Source organism: Elusimicrobiota bacterium, from assembly GCA_016218575.1.
In the GTDB taxonomy this organism is placed as follows: domain Bacteria; phylum Elusimicrobiota; class Elusimicrobia; order UBA1565; family UBA9628; genus JACRDN01.
Map to the genome: position 1 here is coordinate 86,777 of JACRDN010000016.1, position 16,373 is coordinate 103,149.

At 61.7% G+C, this 16,373-nt stretch carries 12 protein-coding genes; 5 read left to right on the forward strand and 7 right to left on the reverse strand.

Annotated features, from left to right (window positions below):
- The first annotated feature begins 18 nt into the window (after positions 1 to 18).
- Entirely contained in the window at positions 19 to 1,719 is a 1,701-nt protein-coding gene (locus HY921_05465) for a hypothetical protein (protein MBI5630313.1), read from the forward strand.
- Positions 1,720 to 1,864: 145 nt separating this feature from the next.
- Positions 1,865 to 3,166 carry a hypothetical protein gene (locus HY921_05470; GenBank protein MBI5630314.1) on the forward strand — a complete coding sequence of 434 codons (1,302 nt, stop codon included), beginning with the start codon at positions 1,865 to 1,867 and terminating at the stop codon, positions 3,164 to 3,166.
- Positions 3,167 to 3,238: 72 nt separating this feature from the next.
- On the opposite strand, the gene HY921_05475 is transcribed toward HY921_05470, so the two are convergent.
- The gene (locus HY921_05475; GenBank protein MBI5630315.1) at positions 3,239 to 3,784 is read right to left on the reverse strand and encodes an HAD family hydrolase; all 546 of its coding nucleotides are present in this window, start codon (positions 3,782 to 3,784) and stop codon (positions 3,239 to 3,241) included.
- A 26-nt stretch (positions 3,785 to 3,810) separates the two neighbouring features.
- Here HY921_05475 and HY921_05480 point away from each other — a divergent pair, with 26 nt between their 5' ends.
- The 3 genes from HY921_05480 to HY921_05490 all read left to right on the forward strand — a co-directional run bounded on the left by HY921_05480 (position 3,811) and on the right by HY921_05490 (position 7,365).
- Positions 3,811 to 4,818, forward strand: a complete 1,008-nt coding sequence (locus HY921_05480) for a glycosyltransferase family 2 protein (GenBank protein MBI5630316.1) — start codon at positions 3,811 to 3,813, stop codon at positions 4,816 to 4,818.
- Positions 4,815 to 5,489 (forward strand): adenine nucleotide alpha hydrolase, encoded by a 675-nt coding sequence (locus tag HY921_05485; protein ID MBI5630317.1) that lies wholly within the window; start codon positions 4,815 to 4,817, stop codon positions 5,487 to 5,489. The genes HY921_05480 and HY921_05485 overlap by 4 nt, the downstream gene beginning before the upstream one ends.
- A 1,174-nt stretch (positions 5,490 to 6,663) precedes the next feature.
- Positions 6,664 to 7,365 carry a hypothetical protein gene (locus tag HY921_05490; protein MBI5630318.1) on the forward strand — a complete coding sequence of 234 codons (702 nt, stop codon included), beginning with the start codon at positions 6,664 to 6,666 and terminating at the stop codon, positions 7,363 to 7,365.
- On the opposite strand, the gene HY921_05495 is transcribed toward HY921_05490, so the two are convergent.
- From HY921_05495 to HY921_05520, 6 genes are all read right to left on the reverse strand, one after another.
- Positions 7,341 to 9,302, reverse strand: coding sequence for a hypothetical protein (locus tag HY921_05495; GenBank protein MBI5630319.1), 1,962 nt, complete (start codon positions 9,300 to 9,302; stop codon positions 7,341 to 7,343). The genes HY921_05490 and HY921_05495 overlap by 25 nt on opposite strands.
- Positions 9,299 to 10,504 (reverse strand): glycosyltransferase family 39 protein, encoded by a 1,206-nt coding sequence (locus HY921_05500; GenBank protein MBI5630320.1) that lies wholly within the window; start codon positions 10,502 to 10,504, stop codon positions 9,299 to 9,301. Before HY921_05500 ends, HY921_05495 begins: the two co-directional genes overlap by 4 nt.
- Entirely contained in the window at positions 10,497 to 12,053 is a 1,557-nt protein-coding gene (locus tag HY921_05505) for a TldD/PmbA family protein (protein MBI5630321.1), read from the reverse strand. The genes HY921_05500 and HY921_05505 overlap by 8 nt, the downstream gene beginning before the upstream one ends.
- A 100-nt stretch (positions 12,054 to 12,153) precedes the next feature.
- Positions 12,154 to 14,697: a tetratricopeptide repeat protein gene (locus tag HY921_05510; GenBank protein ID MBI5630322.1), complete on the reverse strand. Its 2,544-nt coding sequence runs from the start codon at positions 14,695 to 14,697 to the stop codon at positions 12,154 to 12,156.
- Positions 14,694 to 15,380: a glycosyltransferase family 2 protein gene (locus HY921_05515; protein ID MBI5630323.1), complete on the reverse strand. Its 687-nt coding sequence runs from the start codon at positions 15,378 to 15,380 to the stop codon at positions 14,694 to 14,696. Before HY921_05515 ends, HY921_05510 begins: the two co-directional genes overlap by 4 nt.
- Entirely contained in the window at positions 15,377 to 16,372 is a 996-nt protein-coding gene (locus HY921_05520; GenBank protein MBI5630324.1) for an NAD-dependent epimerase/dehydratase family protein, read from the reverse strand. The genes HY921_05515 and HY921_05520 overlap by 4 nt, the downstream gene beginning before the upstream one ends.
- Position 16,373: the final 1 nt, after the last annotated feature.

Consider the following 16,373-nt stretch of genomic DNA (forward strand, 5'->3'; position numbering starts at 1 on the left):
ATCGTTTAGAATCATCAAATGAGACTCGTATTCGCCCTCCTTGGCAGCATCGGTCTTTTCTCCGCCACCGCGCGGGCCGCCGGGCCGGCGCCCGCGGCCCGGGCGCTGATTCCGCCAAAACCCGCCGCTCTGTGGCGGCCGCTGGAGATGAAAATCCCTTCTCCAGGGAAGAGAAATACGCTGTCCTTCCTTGACCAAGCCTCGACTCCGAGAGACTCCACGGCCCTGGCCGCCGGCCTAGAGGCGATGTATGACGCCTCGAGAACCGCGCCCCTCATCCTAGATTCGCAAGGGGACTTTTGCTCCGGAGGAGGATTCCATTCCGGCTTCGGCGGAGGCTCGGCCGGCGGCAGGGGAGGTCCTGGCGGCGGCGGATTCGGAGGCCCTCCGGATAGAAGTGGAGGTTCCGAACCGGGCGCAAGCCCCGGGGAGCCGAATGATGGGAGTCGTTTTTTTTGGCTGTCGCCCGCCGATATGATCGCAAATGGCAGCCGTTTGATTCTCCCGGATCGCGCGCCGGCTCGGACCCCGCGGCAGGCGAGTGCTGCGCCCACCGAGGGAATTGAAAAAATCTCCCTGAAGCCCGTCCTGGAAGCGCTTTCCATCGAGGACATGGATTGGGGAGGGATACCGCTGCGTTCAGCGCGCGACATCGCCCTGACACCGGGAGAGGCGCAGGCTTCCAACTATCACAGGAGAATGCCCAGCAATACCTACCCCATCGAAAAATTCGCCGCGGATTCCTCGGGAGAATTCCTGGCTTTGTCCTTTCACCAGGCCGTGGTGCCTAAGGACAGCCAGGCGGACCGCGGCGCGGTCGTCGTGAAGATCGAGGATGGAGCGCCGAGAATCGCCCACGTAATCAAGCCAGGAAACGGCTGGAACCGCGTCAGCGGGCTTCGATTCGTCCCCGGGCCTTTTCTAAGGGTCGAGGGATTTAACCCCGCCAAGGACTCTCATCGATATTCTTTGAGCTACGAATTCTTAAATCCCGCGACCGGAGCCAGGTCCAAGCTCGGGGATTATTTGCCTTTCGAACACGTCGTCACGGCCAGGGCCTTCTCGGATCATTTCTACTTGGTGGTCCACGACGAGGCGGGCCAAACGCGCCATTCGCTGGTCTACTTCGACCCCAGGGAGCGCGCCGCCGGCGTTTTGCCCTTGTTGAATTCCGATGAAGCCGGCCTAAGACATTTTCTCCACAATGTCGTCGATGAAAGAGACGTCTGGAGCCGCGGGGATAGTTCCGTCTGGGTTCGAGCCACTGTCCATATCCAGCAGCATCCGCATCAAGCCAGCTGGATTTTGAAAATTACATCCCAGGGAGCCTCACTGGAAGAGGATGAGGTAGGCCCAGGCGTGGTGTCGCACGCATATCGCGTCGAGGGCGCGCCGACTTTGGTTTCGCGCAGGAGGGATTCCACCGTCTCGCTGCATGAGATCGCCTCGGATCGTCTCGTCCAGGAGTGGACCTTGAAGGGAACGGCGAAGGAATCAGTCTGGGGGACGCTCAGGAAGGCCCCGGGCGGGTACGTCGCCCAAGGCGGCAATCATCCCTATTACGGCTTCTATCTCTTGAAGGACGACGGGACCATCGAAGCACTGACGCCGGCGAAGCTGCGCCTCATCCACTTCGACGCCTATCCCGGCCTGATCACGGGCGTCGGGAACCTCAAGCGCGAGAACTACAGCGTGGATTTCTACCGGATCCGCTACTGATATGATTCGCGCGCTTTTAATTGTCTCCTCCTTGGCGCTCGGCCGCTCCAGGCCATGCTGGGCAAGCCAGTCCACGAGAAATCCCGGGGCCGAGTCCTTGCTGATCAGCCTGCCGGCACTCCATTCAGCCCCAATTTCCGAGGGGATGAGCGCCGTTTTCCCTTCTCGGCCCTCCGTCCGGGTAAGCGACGCGGTATCCATTCAAGCTCCAGTTCCTCGTTCAGGCATTGACAAGAAAGCCGACCAAGCCGTCCAAGCGGGAGTCAGGTATCTGCAAGGCCGGACCCTATCGGATCATGCCTGGGCGGTCTATCTATTCGATCAGGCTCAGACCCATTACGAATATCGAAACCTCCCTCAAGCGGCCCGGGAAACCCAGCTCCTCTATCTCAATTCACTGCTGCGCTTCTTGCGCTCAGTCTTAAAAGAGAAGGGACAAGAAGACGCCTTGGAAAAATTGGCTGACGCCGTCTACACCTCAGAATTCAAGCCTATTCCCGCTTTGGAAGACGCGGAATTTAGATCGCACCTTGTATCTATTGTCGAGAGTTTAGACGCGGGCGGCAAGCCCTCGGAAGTGAGAACCGCTCGCCAGAGGCTCAAGAACTTCCTGGAAAACGGGAGAAATCCGCCCGCTTTCGGAATGTCCTTCACCATGCTCCTGCCGGCAATCGAAGTGGAGATCGGCAGGCTCCATCGCGAGGGCGTCCTGGCTCACGGCCAGGAGCTCGACTCCAGCATCACGGAAAGGATTGGAGCCGCGCCGAGCCTGCAGGGATGGGACGCCACGCCGAAGCGCGTCCAGGGAGTCTTGGTCCATCTTGGAAAGAGCAATCAGAAAATCGTCACGGTCGGAGACGGAACCCTTCTCTATACCGGAGCGTGGAACAGGGCCATGCCCGGATCAGGGGAAAACGACGACCCCTCCATGCTGGTTTTGTCGGCCCTGCGGGATTTCAAGGATCCGACCGCTTTGGGCAAGGCCCGAAGCGTAACGAGGCTCCACGGGGCCATAAAGGCTTACAGGCAAGCCGGCAGCGATCCGCGCGATAAGACCAGCTCTCATTTCGACGTCTACTTGCTTTATCGCAACGCCCTTGTGGGCTTTCTCAGCCATTTATTGCGCCATCCTGCTGAGACGCTGCCCAAGGGCATTGTTGAAGCAAACGCCAAAAAGATCCTTGCCTATCTGCGCGGCGCCAATCCCCGAGGCCTCTATTACGCCCTCGGCCACAAGCCCCAAGGCTTGACCAGAAAAGCCAGGCGGCGGATCCTGGCCTTTCTTAAGAAAATGCGACCAACGACGATGGACCCGAACTTCACCGAAGCGCTTAAGCTGTTGAAGAATTCCCTGCGCGGCGGAGCCCGTCAAGGGAGAAAAACCCAACCGAGCATCCCGTTGCCTGAAGGGCCCCTGCCGGATCATCCGGATTTCAAACTGAATTAGCCAAAATCCTCTACTGCTCGAGCGCTTCGAGGAAGCGCTCGAGGGCCCGGGGCATGTCCTCGCGGCCGAAGCCTATTTCTCGGAAAGAATCCAAAGTGCCGCGGAGGCGAGGTCGCGGAAGGTGGCGTGGGGCTTGATCCGGTAGGCGCCGTCGCGGCCCGCGTGCCCGGTGTGGACGAGAAGCCCCTTGCAGCCGGCGTTATAGGCGGCTCGCATGTCGGTGGTGGTGTCTCCGACCAGATAGCAGCTCTTCATCTCCAGGTCGAATTTCTTGGCCGCCTTCTCGAGCATTTCCGTGCCGGGCTTGCGGCAGAGGCAGGCTTGGCGCCGCCCGAACTCGGGATGGTGGGGGCAGAAATAGACGGCGTCCAGGCCCGCCCCCTGCTTGTGCAGAAGGCTTTCCAGGCGCCGGTGGATTTGCTCAAGGCGGGCCAAGCTCAAGAACCCCCGGGCCACCCCGGATTGGTTGCTCACCACGATGACCTTGAAGCCGGCCTTCCTTAATCGGGCGATGGCCTTGGCGGCGCCGGGCAGGAGCTTAAGCTCTCTGGGGTCGCAGAGGTAATTGACTTCCTCGACGATCACCCCGTCCCGGTCCAGGAATACCGCTCGATTCATGCAATTAAGTATACTGTCACCGAATTATGCCTTTTTTCTCCATCATACTGCCGACTTATAATCGCGCGCGCATGCTGCCGAGCGCGCTCTCAACCGTGAAAAGGCAGAGCTTCCAGGACTTCGAGGTGCTCATCGTGGACGACGGCTCCACGGACGACACCCCGCGGATGATCGAGGAGTGGACCCGCGATTCCCGCTTCAAGTACCATCGCCTCGAGAAAAACATCGGGAACATGCACTGCCGCAACCTCGCCCTCGGCATGGCCTCGGGGGCCTGGATCACCAACATAGACTCCGACGACTTCTGGACCTTGGACCGGCTGGAGGTTTTTGCCCGGCATATCCAGGCCCGCCCTCAGGCGGGCTTTGTCTTCTCGAACGGCTATCTGTACCGCTACGGCCGGATCATCGGAATGGCCTTCGATCCCAGTCACTCAATAAAGGAAGGTAAAGTCCCAGGCTACTACGCCGTAGGCGAGGAGTTTCTGCCTTACCTCACCACCAATTTAGCCATCCCGCGCGAGCTGTACCTCAAATACGGCAATTACCGCAAGGACATGATAATCCTCGACAACGAGCTTTACGCCCGGATGCTGGAGGACGGGGTGGAGATCGCCGTGATCCGCGAGCCTTTGGCCGTGCGCCGCATCCACGAGGGACAGGTTACCCACAAGTGGATCGAGGAGTATCCCGAGGCCGTGGAGGCCCTGAAGGCTTGCGGCACCCCTGCCGAAATCCTGCGGCAGGAAAAGGAAAAGCTGGTTTACGAAGTGGCCGATTACCTTTGGCGGGCTTTAAAGCCCAAAGAGGCCCGGGACTTCATGCTCAGAGAGCTCGGAAACCAGGCCAAGGACTCCCCGCTTTATTTCAAAACCTTCGTGCCCCCGGGCGCTTTGGCCTGGGCCAAGAGCGCCCGCCGGTTCTATCTCATGCTCCGCCACCACCCGGTCTGGGCTTCTCCCGAGGTCCGGGAAGTCTACGCCCTCATCAATCCCCTGCTGGCCAAGGAAGCCCGGGACCCCAAAAATGCATGAAGCGGGCCGCGGCGTTATGGACCGGGGGAAAGGACTGCTCTCTGGCGCTGCATGAGGCGCGCGGCCTCGGCGCCGAGGTAGTCGAGTTGGTCACCTTCGTTCCCGAATCCCCGTCCTTCCTGGCCCACCCCCTGCCATTTCTCAAGCGCCAAGCGCAGGCTCTAGGCCTTCCCCACCGCGCAATCCAAGTCAAACCGCCCCTCGACGCCGGCTACGCGGTAGCCATTCGGACTCTGAGGCGGGAGGGCATTGACGCCCTGGTGACGGGAGACATCGCCGAGGTGGACGGCCATCCGAATTGGATAAAGGAGATGAGCCGGGGCTCGGAGGTCGAGGTCCTGACCCCGCTTTGGGGCCGGGACCGACGCGGCCTGCTCAAGGACCTCCTGGACCGCGGCTTTAAGGCAACGTTCTCTTTGGTGAAAAAGCCGTGGTTCACGCGCCAGTGGGTCGGCCGGCCCCTAGACCATAAAGCCATAAGCGACATGGAAGCTTTAGCGTCCGCCACCGGGCTCGACATTTGCGGGGAGAACGGAGAATACCATACCCTCGTCCTGAACGGCCCTAATTTCAGAATGGGGCTTCAAATCTCCGCTTTCGACGTGCGTGAAAGAGCGGAGATGCTGTACATGGATATTCGGGAGATTAAACCTCTAGGACCTTCGTCCTAACAACCGTTGCCCGGATGGCCCAGGCGCTCCCTGGCAGCTTCTGGTACACTACCTAAGTGCTTGTTTGGGCCATCCCGGCGCTCTTTTTCCCCTCCCCGGCCATTTCCGCCGCTCCATCGGTCTCGCCGAGAACCGTGGCGGAGATGCGACTGCCTCAACAGAGCGCCGCTCTAGTGTCCGTGCTGGAAACGGTGAACCGCGCCGCGCATAAGCTTTTAAGCTTGGAGTCCCAACTGACGAAGGCGGAGTTGCTGGAGCTTGCCGGGCAAATGAAAATCTTCGCCGCTCTTCCAGAAACTGAAATAGATAAAATTTACCATGAAAACCGTCTCCGCCTAAAGCAGCAAATCGTTCTCATATACAAGTCTCTTTCAAAAGAAGGGGTGCCGCCGCCCGGAAGAGCCGGCGTCTTGACGGTCATGGAGCCCTTTCTGGCCCGCCTGAGCTGGCAAACCTCGCGAGAACACGCTGGGCGACCCAGGCGACTCATAAGAGATTGCTTGAAGAGATTGTCGCTTTGCGCTTGGCTCGAAAGAGAAAAGGAAGCCCTGACCCAAGACGAGCTGGAGAAATTGAACGGGCAGCTCGAACTCGTCCTCAATATTCCAACCCAAGAACTGGAGGAAGACGCCCGAACCCCAGCGGCTTGGGCCGCGGCCTCCGTCAAACAGCTCGCCGGCGAGCTTACGGGGCATCTCGCGAAGAGTTCGCGCGATCGGAACGGGCAGAAGCGCGACGCATCTCAAACCCTTAATTGGGCGCGCCAAGTGAAGAGAAAGCTCGCCTCCATCGGCCCGAAAGTGACCAGACGGGAAGCTCATGCGCGCGTTCTGCAGGAGCTTATACAGCTCCATGGCAAAAAGTATAAAACCGAGAATTTCGCTCCCGACCGGGCCTCTTTTCAAGAGATCACCGCCTTCCTGAAAAAGCTCGACAAAACACCCGGAGTAAGCTCAATCAGAACCCGCACATTCGCCTCGTCCGGGAAAACAATACTGGTGCTGACGGTTGCCTCGACAAAACCAAAAACAGTGAGGAACCGCCTGGTCAGGACATTAAGCCCGGAAGACGCCGTTTTTTCAAGCGCTTGCTGTCGAATAAGCAGGTCTCTTGGGAAACATCAAGGCGCTCTCCGGCCGCTCCAGCCTCAAGGCTGCCGCAGGAAGACGCCTCAATGGACCCGCCTCCCGATGAGCCGCGCTTTCCCGCGGACCAGCTTGAACGGGAAGAGGAGCTGGCCTGCGCTTATTTCCCGGCCGGCGGCAGCGCAAAAAACAAACTGGAACGGCGGATCGCCTTGCTGGCGGCCAGGCACGTGCTCAACCGGCGCGCCGACTTCGGCCTGCCGCCCGGCGCGGTGCCTCTGGTCAAGACCATCCACTTCCTCGCGGATGGAAAAGCTCGTATTATTTTCGCGCCCCAAGAGGTCCAATCCAAAACACAAGAAGACGAAGAAAAGCGGCCGCCCTCCCGCATCCCCATGATCGGAACGGAGATCATAATGGTGGTGGATCCAACCGCCGAGGAAGCCATCTCGGCCCAAGGACATTGGCTAGAGCCTGCGGCGGAATTTATGCTGGTTGACAGGGCATTGCTTCAAAGCCAGGCCCGCAAGATTTTAGAGGACATCTTGAGGCCTGGCGAAAACATCCTGGGGCAAGGAAGATTGGTTCTTCTTAGAGGAAAAATTCTCGCCTGGGAATTCCAAGTCATGGGAGACGACAGGCTCAGCACGCGGCTCGGCGGGGGCTTTCACTATTTTTACATTGACGCCGCCAAGGGGAACCCCGTCAGGGTTGATGTCCAGAAGGAAGGGGCCAGGCATGTCCTATTTGACTTTCTTGACGACCTTCACTTAGGCCAGCCGGAACCATAAAGCGACTCATAAGACGACCGCGTCATGGCCGGGGCCATGGTCTCTTTCTCCAGGGACGGGCCCGCCAGGCTCCTGAGGGCCGCCTCAAGCCGCCGCAAGGACTCCCCCAAGGCCGGCAGGCTGGGGCCCAGGACCTTCACCTCAATGATCATGTCCGGACCTTGTTTGAGCGCTCGCACCGCCGCCACCTCCTTAAAGGGCAGAGGCGGCGGCTCCCTACGCCAGCCTTTGAGAATGTACCGCTCCACCTGGACATGGGGAACCCGGGGAATGGTCGGGATGCGCCGGCCGCGCTCCCGGGAATCGCCCGGGGGCGGGGACAGGACCGGCGCGGTCTCGGGCCTGGCGCTCGAGCGCTGGGCCTCGGCGTCGGCCAAAAGCAGGCTCGGGGAAATGACGGAAAGCGGGACGTTGAGGGAAACGTTTTCGGCCCGGGCGTCGCCGCCCGCGGCCAAAGCGTTGTTCATAAGAGCCAAGGGAGTGCCCACGAGATCCAGGTGGCGCACCATGGTCATTTTCCCGGTCTCGGCCTCCACGAGATAGACCAGGCGCGGGATGAGGCGGATAGAGACCTGCCCCCGGCTCTCCTGATTCTGCACCACCGCCTGGAGCTTTCGCACCCAAATGCCGTACGGCTTTCCTTGGAGCCTGCACTGCCGCCTCAGCTCGGCCAGCAGCTCCTCCTGGGATAAAGGCTTGGCGGAGCTGAATATCAAAGTCCCCGGAGACCCGCCGACCCAATATCCCGGAGAGGCCCGGCCGTGCCCGTTGGAGCGGGGAAACCCCTTCACCGAATAGCGGGAAGTCAGGAACCCCTTGAGGGTTCCTCGAGAGATAAGCTGGACCTTCTGCGCCGGGACGCCCTGGTCGTCATAGTCGTAATGCCCCGCCAAGGCGAGGCCTCCGAAGGAGGGAACCGTGGGATCGTCCTCCAGGCTGAACTCGGAAGCGAGAATCCGAGAGCCAAGCTTGCCGCGAAAGGTCTGGGCGCCTCCCGGGTTGCGCAGCTCCTCGCCGGAGAGCCTTAGGCCCCAGGCCAGGACAACGCCGGCCGCGACCGAGGGATCAAGAAGGGCCGGGGCGCTGAACGGGGAGGTGCTGGGGGCCGTCTTGAGGGCGCTCAAATCGCTCAATATGTCCCTGGCCGCCCCCTCGATCTCAGCGGAGGACGGCAAAGCGGAGGGAGAGACCGCCGCGAACTGGCGGCTCGCGGAAATTCTGAGGCCGTCCTCCGCCAAGGCCACGGCCTCGAGCTCGATCTCGGCCACATCGCGGCCCGAGTCCACTCGCCCGCCCTCGCTGCTCCTCAAGCGCGACCACTGCCGGTCGAGGCGCACCTTGACCTGGGCGGAAAGAAGTCCGGAGTTCTCCCGAAAAATCCGACTGCCCCGGCGGCAAAGCTCAGACAGGGCCGGAACGCTCCAGGACGAGGCGGGCCGGTCCATGAGCCTCTGGCGGGCGGGCTCTTGAGAAAGATCGCCGGCGTCGTACTCGGCCGGGCCGCGCTGGACGCGCAGGGCCTGCTTTCTCAAAAAATCCCCGACCGCGCCCGTGTACATCCCGTCGAAAAGCCTCCACAGCCCGTGCCGGAGTGCTAAGGAGTCGTCCTCCATGGAGAACTCCCCGCCGATGAAAATATTCGGAAGCCCGAGAGGATGGTTGTCGAGGCCGGGGGAGCCCACGCGCAGGTCCGGGGTGACCAAGCGCTGGCGGACCGTGGCCTCGAGCTCGGGGGCTCCCATGGCGCAGCGCTGCCACCACATCTCCTGGTCCGTAACCGTCACGCTCGCGAAATAGGGCTTGGGATACCCCTCGGCCTGCATGGCCATGGCGCGGGAGAGCTCCGTGTCTAAGGCGGCCTCCAACATCTCGGAGGCCGCCGCCTGGGAATATCCCGCCAGTATACAAGCAAAAATCAGAAGTAGTCTCATCTTCATGCCTTGAGGCGCCTCAGACATCGCTCGAGACCCACACTGGCGTACAGGATGAAAAAGGGCATCATGGCCAGGCGATACCGGATCATGGTGAATATCATGGCATAGACCAGGCTTTCCGATAAAAGGAAAAGATAGACCCAGGCCGATCCCGGAGGCTTGAGGAAAGCCCATATCAAGCCCAGAAACCCCAGGGGAATGATCCAGCCGTCGCTCAAGAGGCTGGCCCAGAAAACATGGCGGTAGGCGATATCGTAGCCTCGGTCCCGCGGCGCCAACCGCCATTCGTCCCAAAACAGGCGCCAGGCGGCCAGGCGCAGGAAGGCGGCCGGGTGATCCCGGACGCGCTTGAGGCCCTGCCTCCAAAAGTAGCGGTCGCGGGCGACGTCGTCCAGGTCCCGCCCGCCTTGGTAGCCCGGGTCCAGACTTAGGATTTTCGTCTGCTCGAGGGTTCCCCCGAGCTCCTGGGGCACCACCTGGTAAATGTAGAAGTTCGTTCCCCCGCCCTCGGTGTTGCCGAGGATCAAGCGGTTAAAGCTTATCCAATTGCGCAGCGGCCAAAGCCCATAAATGGCCGAAAAAACGGCAAGATAGATGGCCACGAGCCTCAGGCCGCGCTGGCCCGTCCCGCGCAGAGTCCATAGAAATCCGGCGGGAACGAGGATCAACGCGAAAGGAAGGACGGTGGCCTTGGTGAGAACCGCAGCCGCGGCCGCGGCTCCGGCGGCGGCGAAAAGAAACGGCCGTCTCTCCCGCGAGGCCCGTTCCAGCCAATACAGGCAGAAAACCGCCCAAAAGCAGAGAAAAGTCTCGCGCAGGGGCTTGGCCGCGTAATATATAAAAGGGGGATAAACGGCGGCCAGGAAGGCGGCGCCTAGCGCTGTCCGCTCTCCATGAAGGGAGCGGGCCAGGGCGTGCAAGTAGAATATCATCCCCACGCCAAAGCAGGAGTGGACGATCAGGAGAATCCAATAGCTCGCGCCGAAGAGCCTGAAGAACGCGGCCAGCACGATCGGATAACCCGGCTCTCGCGCGGCCGTGGGCCGGCCGTCCTCTCCGAGAAGCGCGCCGCGCTCGGCCAGGGAGCGCGCCAAGTCCACGTAGCTGTCCGTGTTGTAGAGAACGGGGGGTGCTGCGCGCAGGCCGTAACCCAGGCGCAGGGCCAGGGCCCCCGCTAGGACCAGCCACAGCCGGCGGTCAGTCATGCAGGGGCGAGGGAAGAAGCGGCGGCCGGCTGCGATCCTCGGGAATCCTTTGGAGCTCCACCTCTGAGACGAGCACGCTCGGGGCGATCTGGCTCACGGGAATGGAGCCCGACTCGGCGCCGCAAAAGTAGCCGCTGGAAAGCCTCGGGTCGTTTCCCGCGGCCGTGATGCGGTTTAAGATCACCAAGGGAGTGCCCACCAGGCTCACGCCGCGCACCAAAGTCATTTCTCCCGTCTTGCCGTCCACCCGGTAGACAAATTGCGGCCGCACCTCCAAGGTTTGCGCGGCCTGGCGGGAATTGGGGTTTTCCCCTCCAGAGGAGCCCACCAGCCAAAAGCCGTAGGGCTTGCCCGACTTGCGTATGAGGGCCAGGAGTTCGGCCTTCAAGGCCTCAGGGCTTCGAACTCCCTCGGCGCGCACGATGAGGTTGGCCATGCGTCCCGTGGGCCGCTTGTGGAAGTCCGAGCGGCCGTGCCCGTTGGAACGCTTGAAGCCCTTGGCCGGCCAGCGCGACATCAGGAAGTTTCTCAGGACCCCGCGCTCCACCAAGGCCACGCTTCGCGCCGCGACTCCCTCGGAGTCGTATTGATAGAAGCCGGGCAGGGGGCGGCCCTCGAAGCTCTCCAAAGTCGGGTCGTCCCAGAGGCTCAAGAACTCGGGAATGATTCTCTTACCGACCGAGTCCTTGAAGACCTGGCTCTGCTGGGGGTCCCGCTGGCGCTGGCCCTCGAGCTTGTGGCCGAGGGCCTCATGGAATAGAACGCCGGTGAACTCCGGGTCCAGTATCGCGGGGGCCGCCATGGGCTCCTGCACCGGGGCCCGGCGCAGCTCCAGGAGCTTCTCGGCCAGGGCCTTTATCTCGCCCTTGAGCTCCCGCTCCGGGGGAAGCTCGCTTAAATCCCTCATGGTCCAGGTTTTGAAGACCCCCATTTTCATGCCGTCCTCGGCTCGCGTGCTGGCCCAGAAGCTGAGGGCGTTGGGCACGCTCTCGGCCGGGGTGGAAAGGAAAGTCCCCTCGCTCGTGACGAGATAGCGCCAGGGCGAGCGCAGGCGCACCGACACTTGGGAATCGTAGATTTTCGGATAAGGCTTCAGGGAGAGGCTCACGTCCTTGGCGAGTTTCTCGGCCCGGGCCAAGTCGAAGGCGGCCGGGGTTCTGTCCAGGACCAGAACGGCGGGAGGCTCCTGGGTGAAATCCGCCAGAGGCTCCTCCACGTACTCGACGGCCCTTTTGGCCTTTTTCTCGAGATAGCCGGAGATGGCACCCTTATAGGCGTCGTCCGTCAGCCGCCAAAGGGCCTGGCGCAAGGCCTGCGGATCGGCCCCGACGGTAGCCTGCCAGCCTTGGAAGGCAAGATCGGTGTTGTCGAGCTCGGTCGAGCCGAAGCGCGCCTCCACGTAAAGGCTCTGGAAGCTCTCATGCTCGCGACGCAGGATGGAGCCCAGGGAGGCAACCCACTCCCAGCGAGTCTGGTCCACCAGGCGGTAGGCCATGAAATACGGCGGGCCGAAGCTTTCGTGCCTCAGACCCTTGAGAGAGCGCTCCATTTCCGCCCGCATCGGGCTGAAAACCGCGGGTCCAGACGCCGCCGCGTCTGGATGACAGGCGAAAAGCAAGAAAGCGAGAGCCCATCGAGCTCGCCCCATCCTACTTTTTCGAAGGAACGATTTCATAACCGGAAGAGACAGGGCTGCCCACTCCAAGGGAAAACGGCGCCGGCGCGACGCGCAGAAGGCCCAAGGATTGCGCCTTCTGGTAGAGGGCCGACAGATTTCTCTTGGCCTGCTCGTAATGGGAATCCAGTGAGAGGGCTTTGCGGTAGGCCCTCTCGGCGCCTTGGAGGTTATCCATGAGGAAGTAGGCGTTGGCCAGATTAGTGTAGGCCTCGGCCGATTCGTGCCGGTGGACGGAAAGCTCGCGCCCGGATTCTTGAACATAACCTTGGTACGCGAGCAGCGTGCTCCTCAGGAAAGTATTCCTGAGGAGCACTGCATCAATCTCGCACTTCTCGGCCGTGATGGCCGCCTCGAACACTCGCGCGGCCTCGGCGAAGCGCTTCTGGACCATGAATATCTGCCCCATGCGGAAGTAGTTCGGAGCGTAGACGGGATCTATCGCCTCGTAGAGCTTGAAGCGGTTCAAGGCCCTTTCCAAGTACTTCGGAACCTCCTCGGGATGGCCGTGGCCCATGGCCCATTCCGCCCGGCGCATGTGCAAGGTCCCCACCTGATGGTGCATCTGGACGTAGTTGGGAGCCAGGCGCCGGACCTCGTTGAAGACGTCCAAGGCCCTCTCGTAGTCGTCGCGGGGCTGGTTGTCCCTGTCCCCCCAGGCCGGATTGTACTGCTTGTCCATGTTGAAGCGGTCGAAGAAGACGTTGCCCATGAAGTAGAGGGACATCACGAAGTTGGGATTGTTCTCCTGGACGATCTGGTAATGATGCAGGGCTTGGTCCCATTGCCGCTGCTTCGAGAAGAAAATGCCGACGTTGTGGTGCACGTCGGCCTTGAAATAGCCCCAGAATATCCTCAGGGGATAGAGGGCCGCCAGCACGGCCAAGGCCACGGCCGGCTTCTCGGAAAGGTAAACCAGCTTGACGAAGAGAAACGTCATCGCGAGCACGCAGGCAGAGAGCACCGCCCAGGCCAGCCACCACTGGAGCACATCGCCCTGGTAGACGATGCGTTCGACCGGGCCCTGAAGATCGGCGAAGTCCCTGAAAAGGAAGAAGGCGGCCCAGGCCAAGCCGCCCCAGGCCGCGAGACGCGCCGGCCATACTAGAAATTCCGAAAAAGTTTGGACGAGAGAGGCCTCGCCTGGGACAGGCGCGGTCTTAACCTCGCGCCTGTCATTCATCTCATACAGCCCACTTCCCCTTGCCAAAAACACGATCATCCCGCAGAGAAGCCCCAAGTACACCCCAGAGGACACGAAGCGCAGGCTCACGTCGAAGCAGTTATGCCCGAGCATCCCCATCAAGGCCACGAGATACCCCGTCAGGTCGTAGGCGCGCGGGGGCGGCCGGCCGTCCTTGAGGCTTAAGGTGGTGGTCAGCTGCCCAAGAGAGCGGAAGCCCACCACCATGGTGCTGAGCATCATCCAGATGAAGATGCCGAACCCCAGGAGGCCGTTGTCTAGAATCTGCTCCAAGTACTCGTTTTCCGAGTGGTCGGTCTCGGTGTTGTGCTTGCCCTCGATGTGGAATATGGGCGGTCGGCGAAAGGCCGGATAGGCCGGCGGGAAGCTCCCGATGCCGGTTCCGATCCAGGGCTGGGTCATGATCAGCTCCCAGGTCGCCTCCCAGGTGAACAGCCTGAAATTGACCGAGACGATGCGGGCGCTCAAGTCCTTGGCCACGAAACCCACCAGCCCCAGGATGCCCGCGGCCGCGACTCCCAGGATCCATTTGCGGTAAGGAGCGGCCTGCTCCTTGAAATAAGTGAAGGCGATCGCTCCGAAAAGAAAAATCACCATGGCGAAACCCACCCAGGCCCCCTTGGTGCCGGTCATGATGAGGTCTATTAGCAGCAGCGTCATGAGGGGGAGCAGCCTTTTTTTCCTGGTCTTGAGGTATTGCGTGAAAAGAATGGGAAACAGAATGACCAGAAAGTCCGCGAAGAAATTGGGATTCCCGTAGGTCGAGAATATGCGCTGGCCGAAGGCCCCGCGCCAAATGAAGGGGTCTATGCCCTTGCCCACGCCGGGGGGAAACCAAGTGTTGTCGATGATCTGCCAGAAGCCGTAGACCACGGCCACCCAGCCGGTCATGACGAGGATCCTCGTCAGCCTATCGGCCGCGGCGGCGTTGAACTCGCAGATGACGATCAAGGCCACGGTCATGAAGAAAAAGTGCCGGATGAAGAAATCCACGCTCGCCATGGCGTAGGGGGAATGGGTGAAGGAGAGCACTCCCACCGCCAAATAGGCCAGGAAGGGGGAGATGCAGACGAGGTCGCTGCGGCTTAAAGGGGCTCCGCGCGCCTCGATGAGGCGGGCCACCCAGAATACCAGCAGGGCCAAGCCCCCCATCTGCATGACCGTGATCTTGACCTGGGCGGAGTCGTAGGTGCGCAAATAGAACAGGGAGGAGATCAGGAAATACAGGATGGGAAGCCACCAGGCGATGATTTTCCTGGCGAAGAGTTCCACCTCCTGGGATCGGCCGTTGGCCTGTCCGGCTGCGGATTTCATTGCCCCACCCCCAGCATCTCGCGGGCCAACTGCCGAATGAAAACCATTCCAGTGGGCAAAGACTTGGCCGTGCTCTTTCCCCCCAGGCGCTGGCCTTCCCGCGTCGCGATCTCGGCCACGCGCAGGCCCTCCTTCATCGCCCGTATGGACATTTGATATTCGATCACGAAGCCGTCGGCGTCGCAGGCCATCTTGGCGAAGGCCGAGCGCCGCACCGCCCTGAACCCGTTGATGGCGTCGGTGATGTACGATCCCCTATTCCAAAGGATGTTCGCGATCAAGGTGAAGGCCTGGTTCACCCATTTGCGCGGCCGCAGGCACTGCGCGTCCTCCTCGTTGAAGGCCCCCTTCATCATGCGCGAGGCGATGGCCATGTCATAGCCTTCCTCGAGCTTCTCGAAAAGGCGCGGGATGTCCGCGGGATCCTCGTTGCCATCGGGGCTAAAGAAAACCAAGGCCTCCGCCGAGGTCGCCTCGGCCGCGACCCGGAAGGCCACCCCCCTGCCGCGGCGGGGCTGATCCAGCACGCGCAGGCCCTTGCCTTCCAGGAACTGCCGCGTGCCGTCCAAGGAGCCTCCGTCCACCGCGAAGAACTCCTGGGCCGAGTGGCGCGGAATCTCGTCGAAAATCTTGGGCAGGGCCTCGATCTCGTTGAAAGTAAGAAGAACCAGGGCCCTTCTCATCTCGCGAGCCCCAAGACCTCTTGGTTTTCCCGGCACCAGGCGATCGTCCGCGCAAGTCCTTCCTCGAGGCCTACCTGGGCCAAGAAGCCCATCTTCTGCCTGGCCTTGCTGGTATCGCAATTGCGCCGGGGCTGGCCAGAGGGCTTGGCCGCGTCGAAAATGAGCTTGGCCCGAGAGCCGGAGACCTTCAGTATCAGCTCGGCCAAATCGCGGATCTTGATCTCCTCGTCGGTTCCGATATTAACGGGATCGCACTCGGCGCAGCGCTCGGCCGAGTCCAGAAGCCCGCGCGCCAAGTCCTCGACGTAGAGGAAAGCCCGGCTCTGCGATCCGTCCCCCCAAACCAGGACGGGATCCTCGCCCCCGAGAATCCGGCCGATCAAGGCCGCGATCACATGGCAGTCCTGGGAGCCGAAATGGTCCCGCGGGCCGTAGGCGTTGTAGGGCCTGGCGATGGCCACCGTCATGCCGTGCTCCTGGTGGTAGGCTCGGCCCAGGTACTCGGCCATGCGCTTGGCCCAGCCGTAGCCCTCATTGGTGATCTCGGGGCTGCCTTTGAAGCCCTCGCCCTCGGGCGTGGGAATCATCGCCTCCCGGGGATAGACGCAGGCGGAGCTCACGGCCAGGAATCTCTCGACCCCGGCCAGGCGCGCGGCCTCCATCATGTGGCAGGCCATGAGCATGTTCTCCCGGAACATGGTCGCGGGATGTTCGGCGTTATAGGCGACCCCGGCCACGCGCGCGGCGAGATTGAGCACGACCTCGGCTCCCTGGCAGGCCTTGCGGCAGTCCTCCGGAGAGCGGAAATCGGCCCGCAGAAGCGAGATGTCGCTCCTCACGGCCTCGAGGTTGGCCTCCCGGCCATGGGAGAAATTGTCGGCCACTGTCACGCGCACGCCTTTGCCCCGGCGCAGGAGCTCCTCCACCAGGTGGCTCCCGATAAAGCCCGCCCCGCCCGTCACCAAGACTTTTTTATTGTCCCAAAACCCCATC

What these genes read in the sequence shown, in the direction of transcription:
- HY921_05475 (MBI5630315.1), bottom strand. Translation starts at nt 3,784, where the DNA reads ATGAATCGAGCGGTATTCCTGGACCGGGACGGGGTGATCGTCGAGGAA.
- HY921_05510 (MBI5630322.1), bottom strand. Translation starts at nt 14,697, where the DNA reads ATGAAATCCGCAGCCGGACAGGCCAACGGCCGATCCCAGGAGGTGGAA.
- HY921_05505 (MBI5630321.1), bottom strand. Translation starts at nt 12,053, where the DNA reads ATGGAGCGCTCTCTCAAGGGTCTGAGGCACGAAAGCTTCGGCCCGCCG.
- HY921_05465 (MBI5630313.1), top strand. Translation starts at nt 19, where the DNA reads ATGAGACTCGTATTCGCCCTCCTTGGCAGCATCGGTCTTTTCTCCGCC.
- HY921_05470 (MBI5630314.1), top strand. Translation starts at nt 1,865, where the DNA reads ATGAGCGCCGTTTTCCCTTCTCGGCCCTCCGTCCGGGTAAGCGACGCG.
- HY921_05520 (MBI5630324.1), bottom strand. Translation starts at nt 16,372, where the DNA reads ATGGGGTTTTGGGACAATAAAAAAGTCTTGGTGACGGGCGGGGCGGGC.
- HY921_05490 (MBI5630318.1), top strand. Translation starts at nt 6,664, where the DNA reads ATGGACCCGCCTCCCGATGAGCCGCGCTTTCCCGCGGACCAGCTTGAA.
- HY921_05480 (MBI5630316.1), top strand. Translation starts at nt 3,811, where the DNA reads ATGCCTTTTTTCTCCATCATACTGCCGACTTATAATCGCGCGCGCATG.
- HY921_05495 (MBI5630319.1), bottom strand. Translation starts at nt 9,302, where the DNA reads ATGAAGATGAGACTACTTCTGATTTTTGCTTGTATACTGGCGGGATAT.
- HY921_05515 (MBI5630323.1), bottom strand. Translation starts at nt 15,380, where the DNA reads ATGAGAAGGGCCCTGGTTCTTCTTACTTTCAACGAGATCGAGGCCCTG.
- HY921_05500 (MBI5630320.1), bottom strand. Translation starts at nt 10,504, where the DNA reads ATGACTGACCGCCGGCTGTGGCTGGTCCTAGCGGGGGCCCTGGCCCTG.
- HY921_05485 (MBI5630317.1), top strand. Translation starts at nt 4,815, where the DNA reads ATGAAGCGGGCCGCGGCGTTATGGACCGGGGGAAAGGACTGCTCTCTG.